The organism is Streptomyces sp. NPDC005393 (assembly GCF_040606675.1).
GTDB lineage: Bacteria > Actinomycetota > Actinomycetes > Streptomycetales > Streptomycetaceae > Streptomyces.
Map to the genome: position 1 here is coordinate 66,225 of NZ_JBEXFG010000014.1, position 26,601 is coordinate 92,825.

Annotated in this window: 24 protein-coding genes and 1 pseudogene; 12 read left to right on the top strand and 13 right to left on the bottom strand. The window is 71.7% G+C overall.

The window, feature by feature from the left end; genetic code table 11:
* Positions 1-86: 86 nt before the first annotated feature.
* From ABZS71_RS14900 to ABZS71_RS14910, 3 genes are all read right to left on the bottom strand, one after another.
* On the bottom strand, positions 87-920 hold the full coding sequence (locus ABZS71_RS14900) for an SAM-dependent methyltransferase (RefSeq protein WP_356210114.1): 834 nt from the start codon (positions 918-920) through the stop codon (positions 87-89).
* 54 nt (positions 921-974) lie between these two features.
* Positions 975-1,304 carry a hypothetical protein gene (locus ABZS71_RS14905; RefSeq protein ID WP_355852174.1) on the bottom strand — a complete coding sequence of 110 codons (330 nt, stop codon included), beginning with the start codon at positions 1,302-1,304 and terminating at the stop codon, positions 975-977.
* 162 nt (positions 1,305-1,466) lie between these two features.
* Entirely contained in the window at positions 1,467-2,348 is an 882-nt protein-coding gene (locus ABZS71_RS14910) for an alpha/beta hydrolase (RefSeq protein WP_356210117.1), read from the bottom strand.
* A 153-nt stretch (positions 2,349-2,501) separates the two neighbouring features.
* On the opposite strand from ABZS71_RS14910, the gene ABZS71_RS14915 reads away from it, so the two are divergent.
* Complete coding sequence (locus ABZS71_RS14915; RefSeq protein ID WP_356210119.1) at positions 2,502-3,452, top strand: MEDS domain-containing protein; 951 nt, start codon at positions 2,502-2,504, stop codon at positions 3,450-3,452.
* A 279-nt stretch (positions 3,453-3,731) separates the two neighbouring features.
* Positions 3,732-5,213 (top strand): class II fumarate hydratase, encoded by a 1,482-nt coding sequence (locus ABZS71_RS14920; RefSeq protein ID WP_356210121.1) that lies wholly within the window; start codon positions 3,732-3,734, stop codon positions 5,211-5,213.
* On the opposite strand, the gene ABZS71_RS14925 is transcribed toward ABZS71_RS14920, so the two are convergent.
* From ABZS71_RS14925 to ABZS71_RS14935, 3 genes are read right to left on the bottom strand one after another with little or no spacing between them, the layout of a single operon-like run.
* Positions 5,203-5,943, bottom strand: a complete 741-nt coding sequence (locus ABZS71_RS14925; protein ID WP_356210123.1) for a polysaccharide deacetylase family protein — start codon at positions 5,941-5,943, stop codon at positions 5,203-5,205. The two genes, ABZS71_RS14920 and ABZS71_RS14925, sit on opposite strands and share 11 nt — an antisense overlap.
* A complete protein-coding gene (locus ABZS71_RS14930; protein ID WP_356210126.1) occupies positions 5,940-6,923 on the bottom strand; it encodes a DMT family transporter in 984 nt (327 codons plus the stop codon). Before ABZS71_RS14930 ends, ABZS71_RS14925 begins: the two co-directional genes overlap by 4 nt.
* A gap of 6 nt (positions 6,924-6,929) precedes the next feature.
* On the bottom strand, positions 6,930-7,748 hold the full coding sequence (locus ABZS71_RS14935) for an SDR family NAD(P)-dependent oxidoreductase (protein ID WP_356210129.1): 819 nt from the start codon (positions 7,746-7,748) through the stop codon (positions 6,930-6,932).
* Between the two features lie 151 nt (positions 7,749-7,899).
* Here ABZS71_RS14935 and ABZS71_RS14940 point away from each other — a divergent pair, with 151 nt between their 5' ends.
* Positions 7,900-9,036: a galactosyldiacylglycerol synthase gene (locus ABZS71_RS14940; protein WP_356210132.1), complete on the top strand. Its 1,137-nt coding sequence runs from the start codon at positions 7,900-7,902 to the stop codon at positions 9,034-9,036.
* Between the two features lie 16 nt (positions 9,037-9,052).
* Here ABZS71_RS14940 and ABZS71_RS14945 read toward each other — a convergent pair whose 3' ends face one another.
* The 3 genes from ABZS71_RS14945 to ABZS71_RS14955 all read right to left on the bottom strand — a co-directional run bounded on the left by ABZS71_RS14945 (position 9,053) and on the right by ABZS71_RS14955 (position 11,842).
* On the bottom strand, positions 9,053-10,087 hold the full coding sequence (locus ABZS71_RS14945; protein WP_355852150.1) for an ABC transporter substrate-binding protein: 1,035 nt from the start codon (positions 10,085-10,087) through the stop codon (positions 9,053-9,055).
* A 62-nt stretch (positions 10,088-10,149) separates the two neighbouring features.
* A complete protein-coding gene (locus tag ABZS71_RS14950; protein ID WP_355852226.1) occupies positions 10,150-11,025 on the bottom strand; it encodes an ABC transporter permease in 876 nt (291 codons plus the stop codon).
* A gap of 4 nt (positions 11,026-11,029) precedes the next feature.
* Positions 11,030-11,842 carry an ABC transporter ATP-binding protein gene (locus ABZS71_RS14955; RefSeq protein ID WP_355852147.1) on the bottom strand — a complete coding sequence of 271 codons (813 nt, stop codon included), beginning with the start codon at positions 11,840-11,842 and terminating at the stop codon, positions 11,030-11,032.
* A 243-nt stretch (positions 11,843-12,085) separates the two neighbouring features.
* Between ABZS71_RS14955 and ABZS71_RS14960 the strand changes: the two genes are divergently transcribed.
* Positions 12,086-13,774: a sensor histidine kinase gene (locus ABZS71_RS14960; protein ID WP_356210134.1), complete on the top strand. Its 1,689-nt coding sequence runs from the start codon at positions 12,086-12,088 to the stop codon at positions 13,772-13,774.
* Entirely contained in the window at positions 13,771-14,463 is a 693-nt protein-coding gene (locus ABZS71_RS14965) for a response regulator (RefSeq protein WP_355852141.1), read from the top strand. Before ABZS71_RS14960 ends, ABZS71_RS14965 begins: the two co-directional genes overlap by 4 nt.
* Positions 14,464-14,495: 32 nt before the next feature.
* Here ABZS71_RS14965 and ABZS71_RS14970 read toward each other — a convergent pair whose 3' ends face one another.
* Positions 14,496-15,326, bottom strand: coding sequence for a prephenate dehydrogenase (locus ABZS71_RS14970; protein ID WP_356210137.1), 831 nt, complete (start codon positions 15,324-15,326; stop codon positions 14,496-14,498).
* 336 nt (positions 15,327-15,662) lie between these two features.
* On the opposite strand from ABZS71_RS14970, the gene ABZS71_RS14975 reads away from it, so the two are divergent.
* The 3 genes from ABZS71_RS14975 to ABZS71_RS14985 all read left to right on the top strand — a co-directional run bounded on the left by ABZS71_RS14975 (position 15,663) and on the right by ABZS71_RS14985 (position 18,193).
* Entirely contained in the window at positions 15,663-16,301 is a 639-nt protein-coding gene (locus ABZS71_RS14975; protein WP_356210139.1) for a WHG domain-containing protein, read from the top strand.
* Positions 16,298-17,152 (top strand): alpha/beta hydrolase, encoded by an 855-nt coding sequence (locus ABZS71_RS14980; RefSeq protein WP_356210141.1) that lies wholly within the window; start codon positions 16,298-16,300, stop codon positions 17,150-17,152. The genes ABZS71_RS14975 and ABZS71_RS14980 overlap by 4 nt, the downstream gene beginning before the upstream one ends.
* 66 nt (positions 17,153-17,218) lie before the next feature.
* Complete coding sequence (locus ABZS71_RS14985) at positions 17,219-18,193, top strand: D-2-hydroxyacid dehydrogenase family protein (protein ID WP_356210143.1); 975 nt, start codon at positions 17,219-17,221, stop codon at positions 18,191-18,193.
* A gap of 144 nt (positions 18,194-18,337) precedes the next feature.
* On the opposite strand, the gene ABZS71_RS14990 is transcribed toward ABZS71_RS14985, so the two are convergent.
* Positions 18,338-19,834 (bottom strand): FGGY-family carbohydrate kinase, encoded by a 1,497-nt coding sequence (locus ABZS71_RS14990; protein WP_356210146.1) that lies wholly within the window; start codon positions 19,832-19,834, stop codon positions 18,338-18,340.
* A 170-nt stretch (positions 19,835-20,004) separates the two neighbouring features.
* Between ABZS71_RS14990 and ABZS71_RS14995 the strand changes: the two are divergent.
* The 3 genes and pseudogenes from ABZS71_RS14995 to ABZS71_RS15005 form a co-directional block, all read left to right on the top strand.
* Positions 20,005-20,308: pseudogene (locus tag ABZS71_RS14995) on the top strand (regulator); the annotation flags it as partial.
* A 347-nt stretch (positions 20,309-20,655) separates the two neighbouring features.
* Positions 20,656-21,639, top strand: a complete 984-nt coding sequence (locus ABZS71_RS15000; protein ID WP_356210148.1) for a winged helix-turn-helix domain-containing protein — start codon at positions 20,656-20,658, stop codon at positions 21,637-21,639.
* Entirely contained in the window at positions 21,581-22,552 is a 972-nt protein-coding gene (locus ABZS71_RS15005; protein WP_356210150.1) for a hypothetical protein, read from the top strand. Before ABZS71_RS15000 ends, ABZS71_RS15005 begins: the two co-directional genes overlap by 59 nt.
* A gap of 129 nt (positions 22,553-22,681) precedes the next feature.
* Here ABZS71_RS15005 and ABZS71_RS15010 read toward each other — a convergent pair whose 3' ends face one another.
* Positions 22,682-24,700, bottom strand: coding sequence for a spermidine synthase (locus ABZS71_RS15010; RefSeq protein WP_356210152.1), 2,019 nt, complete (start codon positions 24,698-24,700; stop codon positions 22,682-22,684).
* A gap of 623 nt (positions 24,701-25,323) precedes the next feature.
* Between ABZS71_RS15010 and ABZS71_RS15015 the strand changes: the two genes are divergently transcribed.
* Positions 25,324-25,572, top strand: a complete 249-nt coding sequence (locus ABZS71_RS15015) for a hypothetical protein (RefSeq protein WP_356210155.1) — start codon at positions 25,324-25,326, stop codon at positions 25,570-25,572.
* A gap of 137 nt (positions 25,573-25,709) precedes the next feature.
* On the opposite strand, the gene ABZS71_RS15020 is transcribed toward ABZS71_RS15015, so the two are convergent.
* Complete coding sequence (locus tag ABZS71_RS15020; protein ID WP_356210157.1) at positions 25,710-26,516, bottom strand: SDR family NAD(P)-dependent oxidoreductase; 807 nt, start codon at positions 26,514-26,516, stop codon at positions 25,710-25,712.
* Positions 26,517-26,601 lie beyond the last annotated feature (85 nt).

A 26,601-nucleotide genomic window follows, 5' to 3' on the forward strand; every position in this document is an offset into this window, starting at 1 on the left:
GCGGTACGTCGGCGGGGCGGCGGGTCTTGCGGAGCCGGGGTGGCGGTGGTCGGGTGAGGTTGTGCGGGGGTGACGGTGTGCCGGCGTTACGGTTTGCGGGCCACCCCGCCGTAGGCCCACACCCGGCGCGGATCGGACTCGGCGCCTATGCCCGGACGCCACGCGGGCAGCTGCACCAGTCCCGGGGCGAGAAGGTCGAGGCCGGTGAAGAACGTCCCGATCTCGTGGCGGTCGCGCGAGACGACGGCGACCGGAGCCGCGAAGCTGAGGGCCTCCCAGTCCCGCTCGGTGTCCTCGGTGAAGTCACCGGTCGCATGGGAGAGGACCAGACAGCTGCCCGGTGCGGCCCAGTCCATGAGCCGGCCGATGAGGCCGACGGGGTCGTCCACGTCCTCGATGTAGTCGAGCACCAGGGTCAGCACGATCGCGACCGGCTGCCGGGGATCGAGCAGTCCGCGCAGCTCCTCATGGGCCAGGATCGCCGCGGGAGAGCGCAGATCGCCGCTGATCATCGTGGTGCCGCGGCCGGCGAGCCGGGCCTGTCCATGGCTGGCCACGATGGGGTCGTTGTCGACATAGGCGACACGGGCCCGTGGATTCACGGCCTGCGCTATCTCATGCACATTCGGGTTGACCGGCAATCCCGCACCGATATCAAGGAATTGATTGATTCCGGAACCGGCGAGATGCCGCACGGCGCGGTGAAGAAATCTCCGATTGGACAGCGCGGTGTCCCGAACCTCGGGGGCGACATCGAGAAACCGCTGGGCCTGCTCGTAATCGGCGAGATAGTTGTCCTTACCGCCGACGAGATAGTTGTAGACCCTGGCCGGATTCGCCTGGTAGACCGGATAGCGACCGTGATCGGACGGCTGCCATTTCCTTGTCCTGAGCCCGAGACCGGGCCCGCTGCTCATCATCCGAGATTCCCCTACCACTAGCACTGCCTCGCCTCACCGCTTTCCGATCCGGGTTCACCGCGGACGCGGTGCCGGACCGGGACGCCAGGTGACCGTTCTCCGCGGCCCCGGTTCGGCCCAGGCGACCGGGTCCTTGGACCACAGATGGAACGGCAGATCGACGTCCGCGGACACCCGGCTGAGCTGCCCCCAGGAATACGCGCCGGAGTGGACGGCCGTGGCCCGCAGCGCCGCTTCGAGGCAGGCGCGCGCGGTCCGCTCGGCGCGGCAGGTGCCGCTCGGGCCGGACCCTTCCTCTCCGCCGGAGACCTGGAAGGTGCTCCACGCGTACGCGTACAGGGCTTGGTCCTCGGCATGAGGCTGGTGCTGCTGGTCGACGTTCACGGGCCCTCTCCAGACGCATCCCCACCGGGCGGCTGTAGCGATGCGTCCAGCATCGGGGAGGGCAGATCAGCGGCGGTATAGCGGCGGTATAGGTGGCCGCGCCGGCTCCGCCGGTCGCGCCCACCCTTCCTCCCGGGCCGCGCTACGCGCCGAGCGTCACGTTCACTCGGCGAGCCACGCCAGGACCTCGCGGTTGATCCGCTCGGGCTGCTCCAGGTGCAGGAAGTGCCCGGCGCCGTCGACCAGTTCCATCCGGGAGCCCGCGGGGAGGTGGTTCTTCGCGCCCTGGACGACATCGGAGCCGATGCAGCCGTCGGCGGTGCCGTGCAGATAGAGGATCGGTGTCTCCCCGGTCGCGGTGATGGCCGCCTGCTCGGCCGCGTACGCCTCCACATGGCGCGACGGGTCGAACAGGGCCCGGTAGTACCCGATCGCGGCGGCCAGGTTGGCCGGGTCCCGCAGGCTCTCCTTGACGTGCTCGATGTCCTTGGCGGCATCGTGGTAGCCGGGCGACCAGTCGCGCCACAGACTGTCGATGAGGGCCATGTCGTGCGCCGCCGCCCCGGCCTCGGCCAGTGGCGTCTGGAACAGGAAGATGTAGAAGGAGCGCTTGAACTGCCCGTAGTCGTAGTGGAAGAAGTCGGCCAGCACCCCGCCCAGCGGAGGCACGGACATCGTGACCGCCTTCCGCCAGCGCTCGGGGGCGTGGCCGGTGGCGCCGTACGCGGCGATGGCGCCCCAGTCGTGGCCGATGAGCACGGCGTCACCGTCGCCGCCGAGCGCCTCGTGCAGCGCGTTGGCGTCGGCGGCGATCGCGCCCGCCTGATAGGCGCCGTCGGACGGTATGCCGGTGGGTGCGTAGCCCCTCATGAAGGGGGCGACGGCGTGGTAACCGGCGTCCGCGAGCGCGGGCAGCAGATGCCGCCAGCCGTGCGCGGTTTCGGGGAAGCCGTGCAGGCAGAGCGCCAATGGCGCGTCCGCCGGGCCCGCTTCGAGATAGCCGAAATCAAGTCCATTTGCGTTGACGTTCTTCACCTCTGTCACCCCGCAAACGTTAATGCACCGTCAGGAGACCGTCGATACTGGGGGATCCGGCTGCGCGCCGGGCGGGAAGAGTGGCAGACTGCGCGCCATACCGTCCGGAAATTCGCTGACGGCCACCTGTGTGATTCACCGGCCCAGCCCGAGGGAGGCCCCATGACCAGCCCGAGCAGCTCCGTCGCGGACCACCACGATGCCATGGTGCACCGTGGTTTCCTCTACCGTGACGAGGCCGAAGTGGTCGATGTCTGTGTCCCCTTCCTGCGCGAGGGGCTGGAGGCCGACGACGCCGTGGCCGTCGTGGCCGCCATGTCGAACATCACCGCCCTGCGGGACGCCCTCGGGCAGGACGCCGCGTCGGTGCAGTTCGAGGAGGCGCTCAACTGGTACCAGCATCCGGTCCGGACCATCGCGGCCTATGACTCCTTTGTGAAGGCCGAGGCGCCGCGCCGGGTCCGGGTCATCGCCGAGCCGGTGTGGCAGGGGCGCACCCCGCTCGAGGTCGTGGAGTGGGCGCGGTACGAGTCCATCGTCAACGCGGCCTTCGCCCACTCCGGCGCCCGCGCGATCTGCTGTTACGACCGGCGTCTGCTGCACCCCGAGATCCTCACCTATGCGCGCCGGACCCACCCCGAGATCATCGACGGCCAGGGTCCGGAGAAGAGCGACGCCTACACCGACCCCGGGCCCTTCAGCGCCACCTGCGACCGCCGCCCCCTCCCCGCCGCGCCGCGCACGGCCGAATCGCTGCCGATCACCACGGCCGATCCGGACACCGTGCGCACTTTCGTGGCCGAGCGGGCGAGCCGCCACGGCATGGGCCATGAGGCGCTGCGCAATATCGTGGCCGCCGTGGCCGAAGTGGCCACCACCGCCATCCGGCACGGCGGGGCGCCGGCGCGGCTGAGCGTCTGGGCGCAGGAGGGCGATCTGGTCAGCGAGATCGCCGGACCCGGCCACTGGTACCCCGACGCGCTGTGGGGCTTCACCCCGCCGGCCGACTCCGCGCCCGCGTTCGGGCTGTGGGGCGTCCGTATGCTGTGCGATGTGGTCCAGATGCAGGCCGACGCGGACGGTACGCTCATCCGGCTGCGCACCAGGATCTGACATCTCCTCGACCCTCGGCGCCGCGGCCTCAGCATGATCGTCCGCGGGACGGCGAAGGTCACCGGTACGGCCACCGACGCGGCGATCGGCGGGGCCGCGCGGTCCCCGGTGTGCGCGAGGTCGACCAGGACATCCACCCCCGCCGCCGGCGCCTACGGCCCTCGCCGGTGGCGGCCCCGGCCACGGCGGGTGAGCGAACGGGCGCCGGATGCGACGCGTCGGGCACGGCGTAACACTGGAAAAAGGGGGGGCGACCATCGCGAAGCGGGGTGTTTGCCTATGGGTGGGCTGCCGCCCGACCCGCGCCACCGGCGCCGGGGCGCGAAGGGCGTCCCGAAGGTCCGGGACCTGCCCACCCGTATCGACGCCACCGGCTACCGCCGCGAGACGGACTCGCTGGGGACGGTAGGGGTCCCCGCCGACCGGTACTGGGGCGCTCAGACCCAGCGGGCCCTGGTCCACTTCTCGATCGGCGACGACCGGATGCCCAAGGCCGTCTATCACGCCTACGGCTATGTCAAGAAGGCCGCCGCGCTGGTCAACGGCCGTGAGGGCCGGCTGCCCGGGTGGCTGGCGGATCTGATCGCCCATGTGGCCGACGAGGTCGTCTCCGGTGCGCTGGACGACCACTTCCCGCTCTATGTGTGGCAGAGCGGCTCCGGCACCCAGAGCAATATGAACGTCAACGAGGTCATCAGCAATCGCGCGATCCAGCTGGTCGGCGGCGCCATGGGCACCAAGGATCCGGTGCATCCCCATGACCACGTCAACATGGGCCAGTCCTCCAACGACACCTTCCCCACGGCCATGCACATCGCCGCGGTCCGCACCGTGCACGACCCTCTGCTGCGCCAGGTGAGCCTCCTCCAGGAGGCGATCGCCGCCAAGTCCCGCGCCTGGTACGAGGTGGTCAAGACCGGTCGCACCCATCTGCGGGACGCGCTCCCGCTCTCCGTGGGACAGGAGTGGTCCGGCTACGCGGCCCATCTCTCCGATGCGCTCGAACGGCTGCGCGCCACCCTGCCGGATCTGTACCAACTGGCCATCGGCGGCACCGCCGTCGGCACCGGGTGGGGCGCTCCCGAGGGGTTCGGCGCCGCGGTGGCGCGGGAGATCGCCGAGGCCACCGGCCAGCCGTTCCGGACGGCGGCCAACTCCTTCGCGGCGCAGGGCGGTCTGGACGCCATGGTCGCCGCCTCGGCCGGGCTGCGCGGCCTCGCCGTACCCCTGATGAAGATCGCCAACGATATGCGCTTGCTGGCATCCGGTCCCCGCTGCGGCATCGGCGAGCTCGCGCTGCCCGCCAATGAGCCCGGCAGCTCCATGATGCCGGGCAAGGTCAACCCGACCCAGTGCGAGGCGATGATGATGGTGTGCACGCAGGTGCTCTCCGAGGACAACACCGTCGCACTGGCGGGCAGCCAGGGCAACTTGGAGCTCAACACCATGCGGCCGATCGTCATCAACAACTTCCTGCACTCCGCCCGGATCCTGGCCGACGGCTGCGAGAAGCTGCGCATGTACTGCGTCGAGGGCACCGAGCTGAACCGCGAGCGGATCGACGCCTATCTCGCGCGGTCGTTGGCGCTGGTCACCGCGCTGGTCCCGCGGATCGGCCACGACAAGGCCGGTCAGATCGCGCACAAGGCGGCCGACGAGGGCACGACGCTGCGTGAGGCGGCCATCGCCAGCGGCCTCATCGGCGCCGAGGACTTCGACCGTCTCGTCGACCCCCGGAAGATGGCCCGCCTCACCGGCTGAGCTCCCGCGTCCCGTGGTCGGCCAGCGGCCCCACCTCCAGACCGGCCGCCCGGCATTCGGCCACCAGCGCGGGCAGCGCGGCCAGCGTGGCGCGCCAGCAGCCCGCCGCGGCCGTCCGGTCGGAGTCGTGCAGCAGTACGGTGGCGCCGCCGCGCAGATCGCGCAGTACGGTGGCGAGCACCGACCGCGGCGTGGCGTCCGCGGACCAGTCCCGGCCCCACGCCGACCACAGCACCGGCCTGAGCCCGGCCCGTGCCGCCGCGAGCCAGCGGCCGCCCGTCAGGATTCCGTACGGGGGCCGGTACCACCGCGGCACCGCGCCCGTGACCAGCCGTACGGCACGGGCCGCCTGGGCGACCTCGCGCACATCCCGGGCCACCGTCGGCAGCCACGGGCGGCTGTGGGTCCAGCCGTGGACGGCGAGCTCATGGCCGCGCCCGGCGATCTCGAGCGTCGTGCGCGGATAGCGCATCACGTCCTCGCCCAGGACGAAGAAGGTGGCCCGCACCGCGAGCTCGTCCAGGACGTCGAGGAAGCGCGGTGTGGCGTGGGGGTCGGGGCCGTCGTCGAAGGTGAGGGCCACATGGTCGGGCCGGCCGCCGCCGGCCAGGGCCGGGAAGAGGGCGCGCCGCGGCCCGGACAGCCAGGTGCCCGCCGGGGCGATGTGCGCGGCCGCCACCAGCAGCGCCGTGTTCCGCGCCACCGCACGGGACCGGTGGCGCGCGCTCACGGCCTCCTCCCGCCGTCGCCCGGGGTGTCCCGGCCGCCGGAAACCGGTGGCGGTGACGTCCCGGCGCTGCGCTCTGCCGTACAGGGCGGGTCGGGGACGGGGGTGGCCGCGTCCCAGCCGCCGGCCATGGCGGGCGAGCGGGTCAGTCCGACGATGCCGGCCGCCATCAGGGCGATGCCGACCACCTCGGGCAGGGTGCGCAGCCCCAGTTCGACGCGTTCGCCGAACAGCACCCAGCCCAGCGCGATGCTCACCAGGGCGTCGCCGAGGGTGAGTGCGGGCTGGGAGGCGGCCAGGGTGCCCGCGCGCAGTGCGCTCTGGAGCAGCAGAAAGCTCAGCAGGCCGAGGACACACACCGCGTAGAGCGGCCAGCTGGTGAGCACGGCGGCCACACCTCCGGAGAACCTGCCGGTGAATTCCTTGATCAGGGCCGCGGTGCAGGCGAAGCAGACGGCGGTGGCGCACCCGAGGACGGCGGCGCGTGCCGGGCCCCGCAGCGCGCGGGCCACCGCGAGCAGGGTCCCCACGACGAGGGCCACCGCCACGCCCACGGGGAGCCAGCGGCCGTTTCGTGCCATGGCCTCGCCGCGCGAGGGATCGGCCGCGGCGAGGAAGAGCGCGAGCCCGGCGGCGAGCATCACGAACGACAGCCAGGTCCGGCCGTCCGGGCGGTGGCGGAAGACGAGGCTGCCGACCACCAGGGTGAACAGCAGCTCGCTCACCAGCAGCGGCTGGACGACGGAGAGCCGGCCGACCGCCAGGGCGCCCACCTGGGCCACCGCCGACACCACCATCGCGGCGACTCCGGCCAGCCAGTACGGGTGCCGCAGCAGATGTGCCAGCCGCAGCAGGCTCGGCCTGATCCCCCGGGCGCCCTGCTGCTCCCGCTCCTGGTCCATCGCGGCCCGCCGCTGCAGTACGGATGCCGCGCCGTTGCCCAGGGCGGACAGCAGGGCCAGGAGGACGGCCAGGAGGTTCACCGGGGGTCACCCGAAGCGCGAGGCCAGCCGGTGGTACAGGCTCGGAGCCACGGCGCGGACCAGCGCGGGCAGGCGTATCCAGGCCGGTACGTACACCTCGTCGCGCCCTCGTTCGACCGCGTCCCAGACCGCGTCGGCGATCCGCTCGGGCGGCAGCGGGCGGGGCAGCCTACGGGTGTACGGGCTGCCGCGCCGGGCGAAGAACGGCGTGTCCACCACGCCGGGGACCACATGGGTGACGCGTACGCCGGCCCGGCGCAGCTCGTAGCGCAACGCGTCGGCGAAGACGCCGAGCGCCGCCTTGGCGGCGGAGTACACCGCCTCGCCCTGCACCCCGACGCTGCCCGCGACCGATCCGATCAGCACGATGTGGCCCCGTTGCTCGGCCACCATATGCGGCAGGACCACGCGCACGAGCCGCAGGGCGGCGAGCAGATCGACGCGGACCACCCGGTCGATGGCGCTGGGCGGCATCGCGCTGAAGGGGCCCGCCCAGCCCACACCCGCCCCCGCGATGAGCAGATCCACCCGCCCGGCGACCCGGAAGGCGTCCCGCACCAGGTCCCGGCTTCCCTCGGGCGTGGCCAGATCGGCGGGAAGGGCGATGGCCGAGGTCCGCGCGGCCACCCGGTCCAGACGCTCTCGGTCGCGGCCGCTGAGCAGCAGCCGCCAGCCGTCCTCGGCCGCGAACCGGTCCGCGATGGCGGCGCCGATACCCGAGGAGGCGCCGGTCACCAGCGCGACCTTGGTGCCCGTGGCAACGGGACTCCCCGTGTCCCGCACCGGGCCGCGAAGGAGGGGGGCGTCCGGGAGGGGACGGATCATGGCATCTCCCTGTCTCGCTGTCTCGCTGTCTCGCTGCCGGTCGGCGGCGGCGGTCATGGCACCGGCCGTCCGGCGCGCGGTTTGACGGCGCGCGGAGCGGATACCTCCAGTGAGCCATGACGAGCCGCACCTCGCACCATCGGAGGTGATCATGCGCCTGCCGTCCGACCGCGTCGGCGCCCCGGGTGCCGGGCGTGTCCTGGTCGTGAGCGCCGGCATGGGCGCCGGCCATGACGCGGTGGCCCGCGAGCTGGTGCGCAGGCTGGAGGCCCTGGAGTGCGGGGCGCGCCGGGTCGATGTGCTGGAGCTGCTGCCCGCCGGGATCGGGGCCGGGCTGCGTTCGTTCTACCGGACGACGATCCGCCACGCCCCGCTCGTCTACGCGGGCATCTACCGGGCGTTCTTCCGTCCGGGCAGCGGGCTGCGCCCCGGCAGCGCCCCGCTGGCGGCGCTGGCCGAGGACCGGCTGCTGGCCCTGGTCGGACGGGAGCGGCCGGATGTGGTCGTACCGGTGTTCCATCTGGCCGCTCAGCTCACCGGCCGGCTGCGGGCGCGCGGGGCGCTGACGGTGCCGAGCGCCGTCGTCGTCACCGATTTCGCGGTGCACCGCCAGTGGCTGCACCCCGGCAACGATCTGCATCTGTGTGTCACGTCCGAGGCCGCCGACACCGTGCGCCGGGCGTTGGGACGGCCCTCGGTGGCCACCGGCCCCGTGGTGGCCGCGCGGTTCTTCGGCCCGGCGCCGGGAGCGGCGCGGTGGCGGCGGCTCTTCGACGACCGTGCGCCCGGGAGGCCGCCGGTGCTGCTGTCCGTCGGGGCGTGGGGGGCCGGTACGCGGGTGGCGGCCACGGCGCGGCTGCTGGCCGGTGCCGGATATCTGCCGGTGGTGCTGTGTGGCCGGGACGAGCGGCTGCGCCATGAGCCGGCGCGGTCGCCGGGGGTGCTGGCCCTCGGCTGGGAGGCGGATATGCCCGGTCTGATGGCCGCCTCGGGTGCCGTGGTGGACAACGCCGCCGGGCAGACCGCGCTGGAGGCGCTGGCCGTCGGGGTCCCGGTGGTCGGCTACCGCCCCATCCCGGGCCATGGCCGGGAGGGCGTCCTCCGCATGGCCGCGCTGGGCCTGTCGGACCATGCGGCGGATTCATGGGATCTGCTGCGGCTGCTCGACGCGCTCACGGCGCCCTCCGCGATTCGGCGGCGCCGTATCGCGGAGGGCCGCCGGCTGTTCGCCGAGGACGCCGCCGTCCGGGTGGCCGCTGCGGCCGGGAGGACGGCGGCGCCGCGCTGAGACAGGCAGTCGGCGTCTAGCCGGCCTTCTTGACGAACTCGGTGGTGTACGTCTTCTTCAGGTCCACCGTGGCGTTCTTGAGGTTCGGGTTGAACGCCTTCAGGACGCGCTCGACGGTCGCCGGGCCGTCCGCCGGCATGAACCCGTCCTTCGTGAACATCGGCAGGGTGTCCTTGATGGCCTGCGCGTATAGCTTCGCGCCGCCCTGTGCGTAGTCGCCCGGCATCTTGGCGGCGATGTCCTCGGCGGAGTGCGTGGACATCCACTTCAGGGTCTTCACGAAGGCGTTGGCCAGCTTCTGCACCGTCTCCTTGTGGCCGTTCACCCAGTCGGCGTTCATGTAGAGGGAGGAGGAGGGGTACGGGCCGCCGAGCGCCTCCTTGGACCCCTCGGGCGTTCTCATGTCGATCAGGACCTTGCCGAGCTTCTGGTCCACGATCTGCGCCACCGTCGGATCGGTCGTCATCCCGCCCTGGATCGAGCCCTGCTTCAGGGCCGAGATGAAGGTCTGGCCCGCGCCCACGGCCACCGGGGTGAACTCACTGGTCTTCACCCCGCTGTCGACCGCGAGGTACTTGGTCAGGAAGTCCGTGGAGGAGCCGATACCGGTGACACCGAGCTTCTTGCCCTTGAAGTCCTTGGGGGACTTCATCTCGCCGGCCGCCTTGTTGGAGACCACCTCCACCTCGCCGGGGGCGTGGGCGAGCTGGACCACGGACTCCACCTGCTTGCCCTTGACCTGCAGATCGAGGGTGTGATCGTAGAAGCCGACGACCCCCTGCACATCGCCCGCGACGAGCGAGGTGGTGGCCTGCACCCCGGCGGGCTCGGTGAGCAGCTGGACATCGACGCCCTCGGCCTTGAAGTAGCCGAGCCGCTGAGTGAGCATCGCGGGCATGTAGATGACCTTGTCGAGGCCACCCACCATGATTTTCACCTTGCCGCCCTTGCCGCCTCCGGAGGCGCTGGAGTCGCCGCCGCAGGCGGTGAGGGTGGAGAGAGCGAGCGCCGCGGCGACCGCGGCTGCGGAGAACTTGGCAGTGCTGCGCATGGTCACGTCCTTGTGAGGAGGGAGGAAAAAGGGGACGAGGGGAGGAGAGGGGAAGGGAGAGGTCAGCGGTCGGAGCCGGGTTGGGCGGGCTTCCAGCGGAAGAGCCGTTTCTCCAGGAAGGTCAGCAGCCCCTCGGCGAGCAGCGCCACCACGGCGAGGATCGCCATGGCCGCGTAGACACCGGCGGCGTTGAAGGTGCCCTGGGAGGCCGACACCAGCAGCCCGAGCCCCTTGGTGGCGCCGATGTACTCGCCGACGATCGCGCCGATCAGCGCGAAGCCGAAGCTCACATGGAGGCTGGTGAAGATCCATGAGGTGGCGGAGGGAATGACCACCTGGAGCGTGACCTGGCGGTTGCTGGCGCCGAGGATCCGCGAGTTGGCCACCAGATTGCGGTCGACCTCCCGTGCGCCCTGGAAGGCGTTGAAGAAGACGGGGAAGAAGACCAGGACGACGGCCGAGGCGACCTTCGAGGCCGGTCCGAGGCCGAACCAGATGAGGAAGATCGGTGCGAGGACGATCCGCGGCAGCGCGTTGAGCACCTTGATGTAGGGGCCGAGCACATCGGCGAGGAAGGCGATCCTGCCGAACGCGATCCCCAGGACCACACCGGCCACCACGCCGATGCCCCAGCCGAGGAGCGCCTCGTAGAGCGTGTACCAGATCTGCTCCCACAGCGAGCCCTGCGCCGTGCCGTGCAGCGCCCACTGCTTCAGCTGGGCCCAGATCTTGGAGGGCATCGAGAAGTTGAACGGATCGATGACGGAGGCCCGGGCGAGCCATTCCCACAGCCCGATGACCCCGATGAGCACCAGCGCACGGGTGGACTGGACGAGGATCGCGCGGTTGCGGGCGGCCCGCGCCCTGGCCCGGGAGCGGTTCGTACCGGGGGTCTTGGCGATGGCCGGGCCGGCCGCGACGGCCACGGTCTCGGGCATGGCGTCAGGCATGGACGGCTCCCCTCGCGCGGGTGATGCGGACCTCTTCGCCGAGCGAGGACCAGATCTCCCGGTAGATCTCCACGAACCGCGGCTCCAGCCGCACCGACTCGACCTTGCGGGGCCGTGGCAGATCGATCTCGAAGACCTCCTTGACGGTGGCCGGTCCCGCCGTCATCACCACGACCTTGTCGGCGAGCGCGATCGACTCCTCCAGATCGTGGGTGACGAAGACGACGCAGGCGCCCGTCCCCGCCCACAGCTCCAGCAGTTCGTCCGACATCAGCGCCCGGGTCTGGACGTCGAGCGCCGAGAACGGCTCGTCCATCAGCAGGATCTCGGGGTCGTTGACGAAGGTCGCGGCGAGCGCCACTCGCTTGCGCTGGCCGCCCGAGAGCTGATGCGGATAGCGGTCCTCGAAGGACGTGAGTCCGACGCGGGCCAGCCACTCCCGGGCCCGCTCCTTGGCCTCGGCCTTCGGCACACCGCGGAAACGCGGACCGGCCATCACATTCGACAGCACGCTGCGCCACGGAAAGACCGCGTCCTGCTGGAAGACAAAGCCGACCTTCGAGCCGATGCCACGGACCGGCTCACCGGCCACCAGCACCTCGCCCTCGGTGGGCTCCTCCAACCCGCTGACCAGGGTCAGCGTCGTGGACTTTCCGCATCCGGTGGGGCCGACCACGGCGACGAACTCACCGGGCCCGACGGTCAGATCGAGATCCTTGACCGCGGTGTGGAGGGCCCCGGACGGAGTCCGGAACGCCTTGCTCGTTCCCCGCAACTCGATGGCAGGGCTGGTGTGACTGCTCATGGCCGGGAGGCTAGAAGTGACCCGGGCCACACCGGCAGTCTTATGGGCACAGTCTGCCCTTCCGCTCACAAACCCTGTTCTGCTCGTTTTGCTCGCGCCTGGGCAACGAATCCGCTACGGACACTGGGCATCCGGCCCGGTCACGCTTACGGTGCGTTCACAGCACCATAAACGGAGGAATCTCTACCGCTCACGTGCGGGGATGGCACGGGACCGGGAGACGGCGAAACAGGGGTGACCCACATGCGCATCCGCTGGCCTCGACGCGTCTCCGCCCAGGTGCTGGCCATTCAGCTGACCCTCATCGGCGGGGTGATGGTGCTCGCCACCGGTCTGTCTCTCGCCCCGCTCAGCTCCGAGATCGACAACCAGGCGATGCATCAGGCCCTCGCCATCGCCCAGACCACCGCGGCCGATCCGGATATCGCCCGGGATCTGACGACCACCGAGCCCACCGCGTCGGGACCGGTGCAGCGCGCGGCCGAGCGGATTCGCCGGGCCACCGGGGCGCTGTACATCGTGGTGATGGACTCCCGCGGGGTGCGCTGGTCGCACACCAACGCCGTGCGGATCGGTGAACATGTCTCCACCGATCCGAGCGCCGCGCTCGCCGGCCGCGAGGTCATGCAGATCGACGTCGGCACCCTGGGCCGCTCGGCCCGCGCCAAGGTGCCGCTGCGCACTGACGGCGGCAAGGTGGTCGGCGCGGTCTCGGTGGGCATCGGCTACGGCAGTGTGCGCGACCAGTTGCTGGCCACCGTGCCCCGGCTGCTGCTGTACGCGGGCGCGGCGCTCGCGGTGGGCGCGCTGGCCGCGGTCGCCGTCTCGCGCCGGCTGCGCCGCCGTACGCACGGGGTGGCGTTCGCCGACATCTCGGCGCTGCTCGACGAGCGCGAGGCGATGCTGCACGGCATCCGCGAGGGCGTCGTGGCCTTCGACCGGCGGGGCCGGATCCGCCTCATCAACGACGAGGCCGGCCGGCTGCTCAGGGTCGGCGCGGACGCCACCGGGCGCACCCTTGAGGAGGCGCTGCCCCCGGGCCGCACGACCGAGGTGCTGGCGGGACGGGTCGACGGGGCGGATCTGCTGACCGTCAGCGGCGGGCGGGTGCTGGTCGCGAACCGCATGCCGACCAAGGACGGCGGGGCGGTGGCGACGCTGCGCGACCGCACCGAACTGGAGCTGCTGGGCCGGGAGCTGGACAGCACCCGTGGGCTGCTCGACGCGTTGCGCGCCCAGGACCACGAACACGCCAACCGGCTGCACACCCTGCTCGGGCTGCTGGAGCTCGGACTGCACGAGCGGGCGTCGGAGTTCATCGCCGTGCTCACCAAAGCCCACCGTGCCTCCGCCGAGCAGATCTCCGAGCGGGTGCACGACCCGCTGCTGTCGGCGCTGCTCGTCGGCAAGTCGGCCATCGTGGCGGAGCGCGGGGTGTCCCTGCGTATCTCGCCCTCGACGCTGCTGCCCGGCCGCGTGGTGGACCCCCGCGATCTGGTGACCGTGCTCGGCAACCTCATCGACAACGCGCTGGAGGCCGTGGCCGGGCACCCTTGCCGCACCCCCGTCATCGAGGTCGAGCTGCGGGCCGAGGGCACCACCGCGGTGCTGCGCGTGAGTGACAACGGGCCGGGGGTGCCGCCCGCGACGCGCGACCACATCTTCACCGAGGGCTGGTCCACCAAAGAGCCGGCCCTCCCCCGGTCCCCGGATGCCGGCCGACGCCCCGACGAGGAGCCCGCCGCCGTACCGCCGCGTGGCCGGGGCATCGGACTGGCCCTGGTGCGGCGGCTCGCCGAGCGATACGGCGGCATGGCCCGGGTCACCGCCCGGGCTGGTGGCGGAGCGGTGTTCACCATCGTCCTGCCCGAGGCGCTCACCGGGGACGACACACCCACTCATGAGTTCACCGCAGCAGGAGAGTCACGATGATCGACGTACTTGTCGTGGACGACGACTTCCACGTCGCCGAGATCAACGCTGCCTATGTGGCCCAGGTGTCCGGCTTCCGGGTCACCGCCCGCGCCCATACCGCCGCCCAGGCCCTGGCCACCCTCGAGCGCGGCCATGTCGACCTCGTGCTGCTCGACCACTATCTGCCGGACGAGACCGGGCTGACGCTGGTGCGGCGGATGCGGCAGCTCGGCCACCACGCCGACGTCATCATGGTGACGGCGGCCTGCGATGTGGCCACCGTCCAGGCCGCCATGCGCTACGGCGCGCTGCAATATCTGGTCAAGCCGTTCAACTTCGCCGGGCTACGGGCCAAGCTCGACGGCTACGCGGCGCTGCGCCGCACCCTCGAAGGCCTCGGCGGGCGCGGCGAGACCGGGCAGGAGCGGGTGGACCGGATCTTCGGCGCGTTCGCAGCCGCCGACACATCCGGATCCACCCTCCCCAAAGGCCACTCCGCCCCGACCGTCGACCTCATTCGCCGGGCCCTGGACAAGGCCGACCATCCGCTCTCCGCCCATGAGGTGGCGGAGCGCACCGGTATCAGCCGCTCCACGGCCCAGCGCTATCTGAAGTACCTCGAGCACGCGGGCCGCATCAGCCTCACCCTCAAGTACGGCGACACCGGCCGTCCCGAACACCGCTACACCTGGGTGGCGGTGAACTGACCGGTGGGCCGCCCGGCGAACCGGCGGGGTGTTCAGCTCGTGGCCGTGGCCTCGTACAGGCCACGGCCGGAGCGCTGGGCCCGGTCCGTCGTACGCAGCCGCTCCAGGGTGTTGCGCACCGAGTTCACATTGGTGCGCGTCTCGTCGCGGCCCAGGGCGTCGTTGACCTCGGAGGCGCGCATGGGGCGGCCGGCCTTGCGCAGGGCGGCGAGCACATTCTCGGCGAGCCCGGTGGAGCGCTCGGACGCGGTGGCCGTCTCCTTGGGGGCCTTGTCGGCCGTCTTCGCCGTGGCCTTGGTGGCCTTGACCGTCTTCGCCGTGGCCTTCGTGCCCTGGGCGGTCTTCACCGCGGCCTTGGTGGCCTTGGTGGCCTTGGGGGCCTTCGCCGCGGCCTTCGCGGCGGTCCTCTTCGCGACGGCGGTCTTCTTGCTCGCGGTCTTGGTGGCCCGTCCGGCCGCGGGGGCCTTGGCCTTGCTGCGCTGACGGCCGATGGCGGCCTTGCGCGTGGCGGCGGGCGTCCGGGCCCCGGAGGCCGTCTCGGCGGCCGACTTCGCCTCCTCTTCCGTCACGGCCCCGGTGACCGCGTCCGCGACCGGGGCGGTGGCGCGGGACGTGTCCTCGGCGGTGAACTCCCCCACCGCCACCGCGGTCTCGCCGACGGCAGCCTCCGGCACCACCGCGGTGGAGAGCACCTGAAGGCTGCTCAGAGCGGTGCTGACCGCCTCCAGCCGCTTGGTGACGGCCGCCAAATCACCCTTGAGCGCCTCCTGTTGTTTCTGCAGCTGAGGAAGTTCGGCCTCCAGCGCCTCGATCGTCGATCCCACACTGCTGTCCGCGCTCAACGCGCTCAATGCGTTCACCATCAGTTCGTCCCCTTTCTGGGCGTCTGCGCCCATCGCAGCAGCGATTATGCCTGCTGTCAGAAGTGTGCGGTGCTTTGTGTGCCACTACACAAAACAACCACGTCCGTCTCAGCGCCCTGTCCAAGGCCAACTTCCCGTGAAGACACACCACGGGAACACCGCACTCGCATGAGTGATGTCATCCGGAAGGGTGGCGGCGCAACCGCCATGACGCCGCATCAGGCGCCCTCCCGGGCATCGGCCATGACATACGGCACCACCGCACACACCGCGGAAATCCTGTGTACATTAGGCGCCAGCCTAGAGGCTCTAGGTTTTTACCGATGGAGGTGGCGCATGGTGCGGGCCGGTCTGACGACCGAGCGTGTGGTGAGGGCGGCAGCGGACCTGGCGGACATCGTCGGGCTCGACAACGTGACGGTGTCCGCGCTCGCTCGGAGTTTCGGGGTCAAGGACGCCAGCCTGTACTCGCACGTCAAGAACGTCGCCGAGCTCCGGGCGCGGGTCGCGTTGCTGGCCGCCGACGAACTCGCGGACCACTTCGGCGCGGCGGTGGCGGGCCGGGCGGGCAAGGACGCCCTGATCGCGTTCGCCGACGCGTACCGCAGCTACGCGCTGGAGCGCCCCGGCCGGTACGCGGCCACACAGCTCCCGATGGATCCCGCCCTGCTCGCCGAGTCCTCCGGCGCGCTCCGCAAAATCGAGCTCACCTATTCGATGCTGCGCGGATACGGGCTGGCCGAGCCGGATCTGACCGACGCGGTACGGCTGCTGCGCAGCACCTTCCACGGGTTCATCAGCATCGAGGCCAACGACGGATTCGGACACTCCCGCGAGGTCCAGGCGTCCTGGGAGCGGGCCGTCGACGCGCTGCACATCGCTCTGGAGAACTGGCCCTCCCCAGCCGCCGAAGCACCTGCCGAACAGACGTCCTCCCGGACTTCCGGGACCAGCGGAAAGCGACGTACACCATGAGTGGACCGAAGACCGGCACCCTGCGGGTGCCCGGTGCGACCCTCCACTACGAAGTGCGCGGCACCGGCCCGGTGCTGCTGCTGATCCCCGCCGGGGCCGGCGACGCCGCCGCCTTCGACCAGGTGGCGCCGGGCCTCGCCGACCAGTACACGGTGGTGTCCTACGATCCGCGCGGCATGTCGCGCAGCCCGCTCGACGGCCCGCTCGCGGACCAGCTGGTCGAGGAGCACAGCGAGGACGCGTACCGCCTGCTCGACCTGGTCTCGCCGGGCGGGGAACCGGCGTATGTGGTCGGCTGCAGCTCGGGGGCCATCGCCGCGCTCGACCTGCTGGCCCGCCACCCGGAGCGCGTCCGGCTGGCGATAGCGCATGAGCCGCCGCTGGTGGAGCTGCTGCCCGACGCCGCGAAACAGCGGGCGTTCTTCGCCGAGGTACGCGAAGCCCATCGCCGGGAGGGCCTCGGGGCGGCGGTGGCGGTGATGAGCGCCGGCACCGGTCCGGCGGAGAGCGACGCGCCGCCCAAGGAGGAGAAGGAGGCCGCGGTGGAGCTGCCGCCGCGTCCGGCCGAGGTGCTCGACCGGATGATGGCCAACTTCCCCTACTTCCTGGAGCACATCCTGTGCCCGTTCACCTCCTACGCCCCGGATGTGGCGGCCTTGCGGGCCGCGTCGGAGCGGCTGGTGCCGGCCGGGGGACGGGACTCCCACGGGCTTCTCCTGTACCGGCCGGCCGCGGCGCTCGCGGAGCTGCTGGACACCGAGGTCATGGACTTCCCGGGCGGCCATTCGGGCCTCAGCGAGCATCCGGAGGAGTTCACCGAGGCGTTGAGGGAGACGCTGTCGCGTCGATGACCGCGGTCAGCCGGGCGGGTTCCCCCTGAGTGGTAGAAACAACGCACCCGCGGAGAGGTGAGGACGATGAGGCTGCGCTGTGCCGTGCTCGACGACTACCAGGACGTGGCGCTGTCCATGGCCGACTGGTCGAGTGTCCTCGACGCGGTGGACGTGGTGCCCGTCCAGAAGCACATCGCCGATCAGGAGGCGGTGGCCGAGGCGGTCGGGGACTGCGAGATCGTGGTCATCATGCGGGAGCGCACCCCCTTCCCCGCCTCGCTGTTCGCCCGGCTGCCGCGGCTGAAACTGCTCGTCACCACAGGGATGCGCAACGCGTCGGTCGATCTGGAGGCCGCCGCCCGGCACGGGGTCACCGTCTGCGGCACGGCCAGTAGCTCCGAGCCGCCCGCCGAGCTCACCTGGGCGCTGATCCTCGGACTCGCCCGCCATGTGGTGCGGGAGAGCACCGCGCTGCGCGACGGCGGGCCGTGGCAGAGCACGGTCGGCACCGATCTGCACGGCCGTCGTCTCGGACTGCTGGGGCTTGGCAGGACCGGCACCAAGGTGGCGCGGGTCGGCCTGGCCTTCGGCATGGATGTGGCCGCCTGGAGCCGCAACCTGACGGCCGAGCGCGCCGAGGCGGAGGGGGTCCGGCTCGCCTCCTCCAAGGAGGAATTGCTGGAGACCAGCGACTTCGTCTCGGTGCATCTGGTGCTCAGCGACCGGACGCGGGGGCTGCTCGGCGCGCCGGAGCTGAGGCGGATGCGCCCCACCGCGTATCTCGTGAACACCTCCCGTGCCGCGATCGTGGACCAGGCGGCGCTCGCCGATGCCCTGCGGGGCGGCTGGATCGCGGGCGCGGGGGTCGATGTGTTCGAGGAGGAGCCGCTGGGACCGGACCATCCCTTCCGTACGCTGCCGAATCTGCTGGCCACCCCGCATCTCGGCTATGTCACCCGGCGCAACTACGAGGGCTACTACCAGCAGGTGGTCGAGGACATCCACGCCTTTCTGACGGGCGAGCCGATCCGGTTGCTGAACGCGCCGAAGCCGGCCTGACCGGACCGGCGAAGGCCCTGTCACGGCGTCAGCGGCGATGGCGGCGGTGGCTGAGGGCCATTCCCATGGCGGGGACACCAGGGGGCGCCACTGACAGGGGCCTCGCCGCCGGCCCCGCCCAGGCGGGCGGGCCACGGGCGCCACCTACGCACCGGCATCCGCGTGTTGCCGCGCGGCCAGGGCATGGGCCGCCTCCCGTGTCGCCGGATACAGCTCGCGGTAGAGCCGGTAGAGGCCGTCGTATGTCCCGGCCATCTCCGGGTCGGGCTCCACCGTGTGCGCGACCGGGTTCCATTCCGCGATGTCCGTCGCCACCGCGTGCCCCGTGCCGACCGCCGCGAGGAAGGCGTCGCCGTAGGCGGCGCCCACGGTGTGCCGGGGGACGTCCTGGGGACGGCCCGTGACGTCGGAGACGATCCGGGTCCACAGCTCCCGCGCGCCGCCGCCGACGGCGACGAGGCGGCGGATGTCGCCGCCCGCCTCGTCCATGGCCGACAGATTGTGCCGTACGCCGAACGCCGTGGCCTCCAGGGCGGCGCGGTACAGATGACCCCGGCCGTGCCGGAGCGTCAGGCCGAGGACGAGTCCACGGGCGTCGGGGTCGAAGAGGGGGGTGCGTTCGCCCGCGAAGTACGGGAGCATCAGCAGCCCCTCCGCGCCCGGGGCGAGGGCGGTGGCCTCGGCCACCAGCGTGCCGTAGTCCGCGCCGGTGAGATCGCGCAGCCATCCGGTGACGGCACCGGAGGTGGCCATGCCCGCCGCCAGACAGTACGTATCGGGGAACGCGCCCCGGGTGGACCACAGATGAGGGTCGGGCGCGGGTTCGGTGACCACATTGACCAGGAACATCGTGGTGCCGTACATCAGCATCAGATCCCCCGGCGCGATGGCCCCCACAGCGCTCGCCTCGGTCCAGGCGTCGATGGTGCCCGCGATCACGGGGGTGCCCGCCGGGATGCCGGTGGCGGCCTGGGCCTCGGCGGTGATCTGGCCGGCCACCTCGGTGGGCCACACCAGCCGCGGCCACTCCAGATCCGGTGCGATCTCCTCGCACCACTCCCCGATCCAGGCGCCGCGCCGCAGATCGTAGAGCGGGGTGCACTGGCTGGCGGAATGGTGGTCGAGGACGTACGCCCCGGTCAGCCGGTGCACGAGATACGAACTCGCCATGAACCAGCGGCGGGTGCGGGCGTAGACCGCGGGCTCCTCCTCCCGTACCCAGGCGAGCTTGGGCCCGATGGCCTGGCTGGTCAGCGGCGAACCGCAGCGGTCGAGCACGCGCTGATCGCCGTAGCGCGCCCGCTGGGCGGCGATCTGGTCGCCCGCGCGGGTGTCCACCCCGTACAGGATCGCCGGGCGCAGCGGGGTGGCGTCGGCGTCGGTCGGCAGCAGACAGGGGCCGACGCCGCTGACGCCCACCGCCCCGATCCGCTCCCCGGCGGGGGCGGTGGCCAGCAGCTCCGCGCTGAGGGCCGTGAAGTCCCGCCACCACACGGCCCGCGCGTCGTGCTCGACCCAGCCGGGGCGCGGGGTGGCGGTGGTGTGCTCGCGGGCGGCCTGGGCGACCAGGGTGCCATCGGTCCGGACGAGAACGCCCTTGGAGCCGGAGGTGCCGATGTCGATGCCGAGCAGCAGAATCATGTCGTTCCTCGGAGTCCTCTCCTCGGCGCGCGTACGCACCTTGTACCCCCGTTCGTTCTACCCCCTTCCCCGGTGTCTCCTTCCCCGGCTCCTCCTTGAACCAAGCGTCATGGGGATTGCCATTGGCATGTGACCAGGCCGTCGGCCGTCCCCGTTGACGCGAATGCATGCTCGCGCTCTCCTGCCTGCGGTCCTTACGGGCGCGCTTCCCCGACGGCCGGCTGTACGCCGGTCTCGGAGCGCAGTCGCCGGGCGGGGCGCCGGCGGACCCGATGGAGATCCTGGGCCGGTTTCTGCGGGCGCTGGGAGTGCCACCGCAGCGGATACCCGCGGCCGTGGACGAACGGACGGATCTGTACCGGTCGTTGACCGCCGAGCGGCGGCTGGTGGTGTTGCTGGACGACGCCGCAACCGCCGCGCAGGCCAGACCCCCTGCTGCCGGGCGGACGGAATGTGGGGGTGGTGACCAGCCGCTGGAATCCTCTTCCGCACCTGACGGGTCGCCCAGCGCTCCACGTCCAGGCGGATGGGCACATGACGCCAAGGGACGTCTGCCACGACACTCATCGAACCCCTCCCGAGCCCTCGTCTGGGGGTGCGCGGACCGGCCGCGCACCGCCTCGGACCGGATGTGCCCCACTCCGTGGACGAACGACGTGCGGAAACCTTGCAACCGCCCTGCGGCGAGACCGTAGCCCGATTTGCGTGATCCGGGCGGTGTCTGCGCCCCTCTGCCTCGATGCGCCCCTGTCTGGGCAGGGAAATCGGCGCAACGGTGGAAGTGCCGGAATCGCGAAGAGCAGGGCCGACCGGCCGGGGGGATGCTGGTGGAACTCCGAGTCTTGGGACCCGTGGAGCTCTGGCACCAGGGCCGTCAGTGGACGCTGGGTTCGCCGAAGGAGCGGTGCGTGCTGGCGGTCCTGGGTGCCGCGGCGGGCGAACCGGTCTCCGTGGACGCCCTGGTGGACCGAGTCTGGGGAGATCGGCTGCCACTGACCGCCGCGGCCACGCTGCACAGCTATCTCTCCCGGCTGCGGGGCCGGCTGAAGCAAGTGGCCGGCGACGACACACGGCTGGAGCGCCCCTCACCGCGCACCTACCGGCTGCGCATCGCCCCCGAGGCCGTCGATCTGACACGCTTTCGGCAGCTGCGCGGGCAGGCCCGTCAGACGGTGGCGGGCGGCGCGGTGGAGCGGGCCGTCGATCAGCTGCGCGAGGCGGAGGGGCGACGCACGGCGCCGAGGCAGCCAGGTGCCATGCCCAGCGGGCCCTCGCGCTCTACCAGAAGCTGGGGGTGGCGGAGGAAGTGGAGCGGGTGCGGCGGTCACTCGCCGAGCGGCAGCCGAGCGGGCCGACTACCAGTACATGATGGGTTGGGGGAACTGTGCGATTGCAACCAACCCGGTGAACACGACAACGGCCAACAAGTCTCTCGTGCCCGCTGTGTACCCGCCGCCCGGCCCCGGCCGCCGCGCCGCCCGGGGCCGGATATGACGCATGCCCGACACCCGGTGGACACGATCCCGTTTCGCCTCCGCCAGACCGGAGAGGCTGCATGGCACGGACAACCCATCGGCCCGCAGAACACACCGGTGCCCGGTCCGGCCGGGCACCGCGGACGGAGGGAACGTGGCCCACAGCACACCCGGGAAGCGCACGCCGGAGGAGGCATCGACCCGGCAGGGCGTCGAACGGCTCGTGGACGGCGGCAGCCGCGCGAGAACGCCACCGCCGACCCGGCGTGGCATGCTCGCGGCGACCGCGGCGGCCGGTGTCGGCCTGCTCGCCGCCGGATGCGGCGATGAGCAGGCCGGTACCGGCTCCAGAGCGGGGGCCCAGGGTGCCAAGGGGTCCGCCGGCCCGTCCGAACCGGCGAAGCCCGCCAAGCCGTCCGCCACCTCGCCCTCGCCGACCGCGCGACCGCGGCCCGAGCTCCCCCGGGGTGGCCGGGAGCTGTCCCGGTACCGCCTGGTGGGCTACTGCGGACTGCCCGGCGCCGCCGCGCTCGGCCGCCTCGGCACCGGGGATCTCGACCAGCGCGTCCGGCAGATCGAGAAGACCGCCCGCGCCTACGCCGCGGACCGTCAGCCGCAGCCCGTACTCGAACTTCTGGCGACGGTCGCCAACAGCAGCGCGGGCCCCGACGGCACCTACCGCTCCCGTACGTCCCCCGATACGATCCGCCGCTTCCACGACATGGCCAAACGCCATCGGGCCCTGCTGCTGCTGAACATCCAGCCGGGCCGGGTCTCGGCCCTCGACGAGGTCAAGGCGGTGCGGGAGTGGCTGGTCCATCCCGATGTGGGGATAGCACTGGACCCGGAGTGGGACATGGGTCCGGGTGAGGTGCCGGGCGACAGCTACGGCCACACCAGCGGCGCGGAGCTGACCGATGTGGCCCGCTATCTCTCCGGAATCGTCGAGGAACACGATCTGCCGCAGAAGCCGCTCGTCTTCCACCAGGTGGCCGTCTCCGTCGTCCGCGACCAGTCCGCGCTGCGTCCACAGCCCGGTGTCGTCCTCATCAAGAGCGCGGACGGCATCGGATCGCCGGGCATGAAGCGGGACACCTGGCGCGAGCTCGTGAAGGACAAGCCCGACGGCCTGCACACCGGCTTCAAGCTCTTCTACGAGGAGGACACCGAGGGAAGCCGGCTGATGACCCCCGAGGAGGTGCTGGCGCTGCGGCCGCGGCCGGACTACGTCATGTTCGAGTGACCACGGCGACGAGGGGCCGCAGCACGGCCGCCCCCGGCCGACCGGGCGAAGCCGGCGGGAGCGGGGGCGGCGGGAGCGGGGGCGCGGGAGCGGGAGCGGCGGGAGCGGGGGCGGGGGCGGGGGCGGGGCTCAGGGGCGCGGGGCCGCCCGCACGGTGAGTGGCTCATGCGCGGCGGTCTCGCCGGGGCCGGGGCGGATGAAGCGCATGGCGACACAGGCACCCGCGTACAGCATGGCCACGACCAGAAGCAGGGCCTGATATCCCATGAGCAGGGCGAGATATTCGAGGGTGCCGCCCGTGAGGGCGCCCAGCAGATTGGCACCGAAGGCCGCCGTGGGGTCGGGGGCCACGGCCAGCCGGTCGGAGAAGATGAGATTGGCGCAGAAGATGGGGGCGAAGGCCAGCGCGATCGCGGCGGCCAGCCGCGCGGCGAACGGCAGCCCGAGCACCAGTTGGGTCGGGATGAGCCAGGCGATGGCCAAGGTGGCGAAGAGCAGGAGTTGCAGGGCGAGCTGATTGAGCCGGCGCATCCGCCGCCGCACTTCCACCGCGCACAGCACGGCGAGCAGCACACCCGCGAACACCATGGCGTTGACCAGCCAGGTGGTGCCGAAGTAGAGGGCGAAGCCGATCACGTTCTTGGTTTCGAGCAGCATGAAGGCGGCCCCGAGCAGGAACATGTCGGCGTAGGTGGCGGTCCTTCTGAGCCGGACCCCGGTCAGCCGCACCGACAACAGCGTCACCAGCAGGATCGCGCCCAGCACCCCGAGATAAAGGGTCGGGATGGTGCGGTGCAGCAGATAGGGGAACGGATGGTCGTCGGAGGCGGCCGAGGGCACCGGACCGGAGGGGCGCCATGCGGATGTGGCGCAGGACTGATCGCCCGACGTGACGCCCGCCACCAGGATCGCGGCCTTCTTGCCGCCGTAGTGGGTGATGCAGGGCGCGTGTCCGAAGACGGAGGTGAGGGTGGAACCGAAGCGGTCGATGAGCCAGTTCTGCCGGTAGTAGTTGTACATGGCGAACGCTCCGCCGGGGGCGAGATGGCGATGTGCCGCCTCGAACGCCTGCCGGGTGAACAGATAGCTCTCCAGGCGCAGATTGCTGGCCCCCGACACCAGGGTCAGGGAGTCCGGCAGCGCGAGGACGATCAGGTCGTAGCGGGCGTCGGTCTGCTCCAGGAAGGCCCGGCCGTCGTTGATGTGGACGTGCACCCGTGGGTTGTCGTACGGACGGGCCGGATGCAGTGACGCGCCGATCTCCTGCAGCCGGGGGTCGATCTCCACGGCGTCCACCCGCTGGGCCCCGTGCGCGAGGGAGAGGGCGACGTCGTTGCCGTTGCCCGCCCCGATGACCAGGACGCGACGGTGGGAGTTGTCCGGTGTCTCGCGGTAGGGCTGCTCATAGGGCGAGCCCGGCTGTGTCAGCGCCTTGAGCGGGGCGATGCTCTGGTGCGGAACGCCGTTGGCGGCGATGTTGTAGTCCCGGTCGGTCGAGGTCGAGCGTTTGACCTCGATCTTGTAGTACGGGGACCAGGAGACGCCGCCGGCCGCCGACTCGAGCGCCAGGACCGCCACCATCACCCCGAGCGGGACCGTGTACCGGACGGTGTTGCGGCGTCCGCCCAGGGCGAGCAGGGCCAGCGCGGCGACGGTGCCCCACACCACCGACGGCGCGCGCAGCCAGGACAGCAGCGCGAACGACACCGACCCGGTCAGCGAGCCGACGAGGTCGTAGCGGTACGCCTCCAGCGACGGCAGCCGCCGGAACAGATCCGCCGTCATCTTTCCGATCGCCATCATGATGAGCGCGGTCAGTCCGAACAGGACGGGCAGGGTCACCCACTGCGGCAGACCGGTGGTTTTGACCGCCGTGAAGTAGATGACCTCGCCGCTGGTCTGCCGGACCTGCACGGGGAACTCCCGCACCAGGACGACGAGGAGGGCGAGCGGCACGGGGGCCCAGCGGGTGAGCCACTGCCCACGGCCGGCCGGGATGAGGAATCCGAGGCCGATCCCGAGGAACGAGCCCAAGAGGATGAAGTTCGAGAAATAGCTCAGATGGACGATATTGGCGCCGGTCCACCGGATCAGCGCCAGCTCGACGAAGAGCATGGTGGCGCTGGCCAGCAGCAGCCTCGCGCGCACGTTTTGCGGTCCAGGGCTGTGCTCCATGTCGGCACACGCTGTCATCCGAAGCGGGGCAGGTCGAGCACCCGCACGGCCCGTGCCGTCGGCCGGATGGCGGGCACCCGGGCCGCCGGAAACCGCCCGGTCCACCGGCCTTCCGGCCGTACGGCGCATCGTCACCCCGCCTGGAAGAAGGACGTCTGCGCAGGTCAGCGGCGTGGCATACGGCCCGTCACCAGGGGAGTCCGGCAGTCGGCGGACAGACGGCCACGGGGAGCCCGGCCCCTCTCCCCCGGCCCCCGCGGTACGGCATTCGGGTCACGGCCGGGATCGCGTCCGTCACCTGATGGGGCCAACGCACGCCGCCCGCGCGGCGGAGGTGCCGGATGCGCCGGCGGTTCGTCCCAGCTCAAGAAGGCCCTGAGGCAGGAGACGAGGCGCCCTCGGCGAAGGCCGCCAGGGTCTCCAGCGACCACACCAGGCGGCCCGCGCGCAGATCCTCGATCACCGAGCGAATCCATGCCGGCTCGGCCGCGGTGACCGCGCGCAGATACTCGTCCTCCAGCGTGGTGACGCGCGGCAGCCCGCGCTCCCTCGCGCCGGCCAGGTCCGCGTCGAGCTCGGCCAGGGAGGCGGCGAGCTTGGCCGCGCGCGCCTCGTCCAGCTCCGGGCAGGGCGCCTCGCTCGCCGCCGAGAGCGCCGTCCAACTGGCCCGCTGTCTGCGTGACGCACCGTACGAGCGGGCCTTCGCGCGCTACGAGGAGCTACGGCGGCCCCGCGTCGAGCGGATCATCGCGAACGCCGCCCGCACCAACAGCGACAAGGCCGCCGGACCGGTCGGCCGGGTGGTGCGGGATCTGCTGATGCCGGTGGCCATGAAGCTGGTCTAGCCGGAGAAGTCGGCGTGGCAGTTCGACCACCGCGTCGACTGGGACGCCGTGGCGTGAGCGACCCCGTGGCTGAACGGTGTCGCGGCGTGAACGGTGTCGTGGCGTCAACGGTGCCGTGGCGTCAACGGTGCCGGCGGTCAGTGTTCCTGCGCGGTGGGGCGCACCATGAGCTCGTTGATCGCGGCATGCGGGGGCTGCGTGACCATAAAGGTGATGCAGCGGGCGATGTCCGCGGCGTGCAGCCATGACTCCCGCGGCACGCCACGGGCGACGGCGGCGATGCCGCGGTCGCCCGTCATCTCGGTCCTGGTCATGCCCGGCTCCACCACCCCCACCCGGACGCCGCGTCCGGTCACCTCCTGGCGCAGGGACTCACTGAAGGCGTTCACCGCGTGCTTGGTGGCGCAGTAGACACTGTTGTTGGGCCGTGCCAGCCGGCCGGCGGTCGAGCTGACGTTCACCAGGTCGGCGACCCCGCGCGCGCCGTCCACGGCCGCCGCCAGCAGATGCGGCAGCGCCTTCTGCGAGGTGTGCAGCACGGCCCTGACGTTGAGGTCGACCATCCGCTCCCAGTCCTCCGGGTCGCTGAACTCGACGGGGCCGACCGCGACATAGCCGGCGTTGTTCACCACCACATCGAGCCGTTCGAAGCGCTCCACGGCGTCCTCGACGGCCTGTCGCGCCTGCGCCATGTCCCGGAGGTCGGCGGTGAGGGCGACACACGAGCGGCCCTCGTCCCGGATGCTGGAGGCCAGGGCCTCCAGCCGGTCGGTGCGGCGGGCGACCAGCGCGACATCGGCGCCCTCCCGGGCCAGCGCCAGGGCGGTGGCCGCGCCGATGCCGCTGGACGCGCCGGTCACCACCGCCGCGCACCCCGCCAGCGGATGTTCGGCGTTCCCGGCGTGTCCGACGGTCCGGCCGTTCCCGGTGTTCGTATCCGTCACCCTGGGCTCCCTGGTGTCGCGGGCGGTGTAGAGGCGTACGCGGACGCGCGGCCTGGGGGTGTCTTGTGGATCATGCGGGGCGCCC

Coding starts and splice junctions, on each gene's coding strand:
- ABZS71_RS14965 (WP_355852141.1), top strand. CDS start 13,771: ATGATCGACGTACTTGTCGTGGACGACGACTTCCACGTCGCCGAGATC.
- ABZS71_RS14975 (WP_356210139.1), top strand. CDS start 15,663: ATGGTGCGGGCCGGTCTGACGACCGAGCGTGTGGTGAGGGCGGCAGCG.
- ABZS71_RS14990 (WP_356210146.1), bottom strand. CDS start 19,834: ATGATTCTGCTGCTCGGCATCGACATCGGCACCTCCGGCTCCAAGGGC.
- ABZS71_RS14945 (WP_355852150.1), bottom strand. CDS start 10,087: ATGCGCAGCACTGCCAAGTTCTCCGCAGCCGCGGTCGCCGCGGCGCTC.
- ABZS71_RS14970 (WP_356210137.1), bottom strand. CDS start 15,326: ATGGTGAACGCATTGAGCGCGTTGAGCGCGGACAGCAGTGTGGGATCG.
- ABZS71_RS14935 (WP_356210129.1), bottom strand. CDS start 7,748: ATGATCCGTCCCCTCCCGGACGCCCCCCTCCTTCGCGGCCCGGTGCGG.
- ABZS71_RS14960 (WP_356210134.1), top strand. CDS start 12,086: ATGCGCATCCGCTGGCCTCGACGCGTCTCCGCCCAGGTGCTGGCCATT.
- ABZS71_RS14900 (WP_356210114.1), bottom strand. CDS start 920: ATGATGAGCAGCGGGCCCGGTCTCGGGCTCAGGACAAGGAAATGGCAG.
- ABZS71_RS14985 (WP_356210143.1), top strand. CDS start 17,219: ATGAGGCTGCGCTGTGCCGTGCTCGACGACTACCAGGACGTGGCGCTG.
- ABZS71_RS14940 (WP_356210132.1), top strand. CDS start 7,900: ATGCGCCTGCCGTCCGACCGCGTCGGCGCCCCGGGTGCCGGGCGTGTC.
- ABZS71_RS14920 (WP_356210121.1), top strand. CDS start 3,732: ATGGGTGGGCTGCCGCCCGACCCGCGCCACCGGCGCCGGGGCGCGAAG.
- ABZS71_RS14955 (WP_355852147.1), bottom strand. CDS start 11,842: ATGAGCAGTCACACCAGCCCTGCCATCGAGTTGCGGGGAACGAGCAAG.
- ABZS71_RS15005 (WP_356210150.1), top strand. CDS start 21,581: ATGCTCGCGGCGACCGCGGCGGCCGGTGTCGGCCTGCTCGCCGCCGGA.
- ABZS71_RS15000 (WP_356210148.1), top strand. CDS start 20,656: ATGCTGGTGGAACTCCGAGTCTTGGGACCCGTGGAGCTCTGGCACCAG.
- ABZS71_RS14915 (WP_356210119.1), top strand. CDS start 2,502: ATGACCAGCCCGAGCAGCTCCGTCGCGGACCACCACGATGCCATGGTG.
- ABZS71_RS14980 (WP_356210141.1), top strand. CDS start 16,298: ATGAGTGGACCGAAGACCGGCACCCTGCGGGTGCCCGGTGCGACCCTC.
- ABZS71_RS14950 (WP_355852226.1), bottom strand. CDS start 11,025: ATGCCCGAGACCGTGGCCGTCGCGGCCGGCCCGGCCATCGCCAAGACC.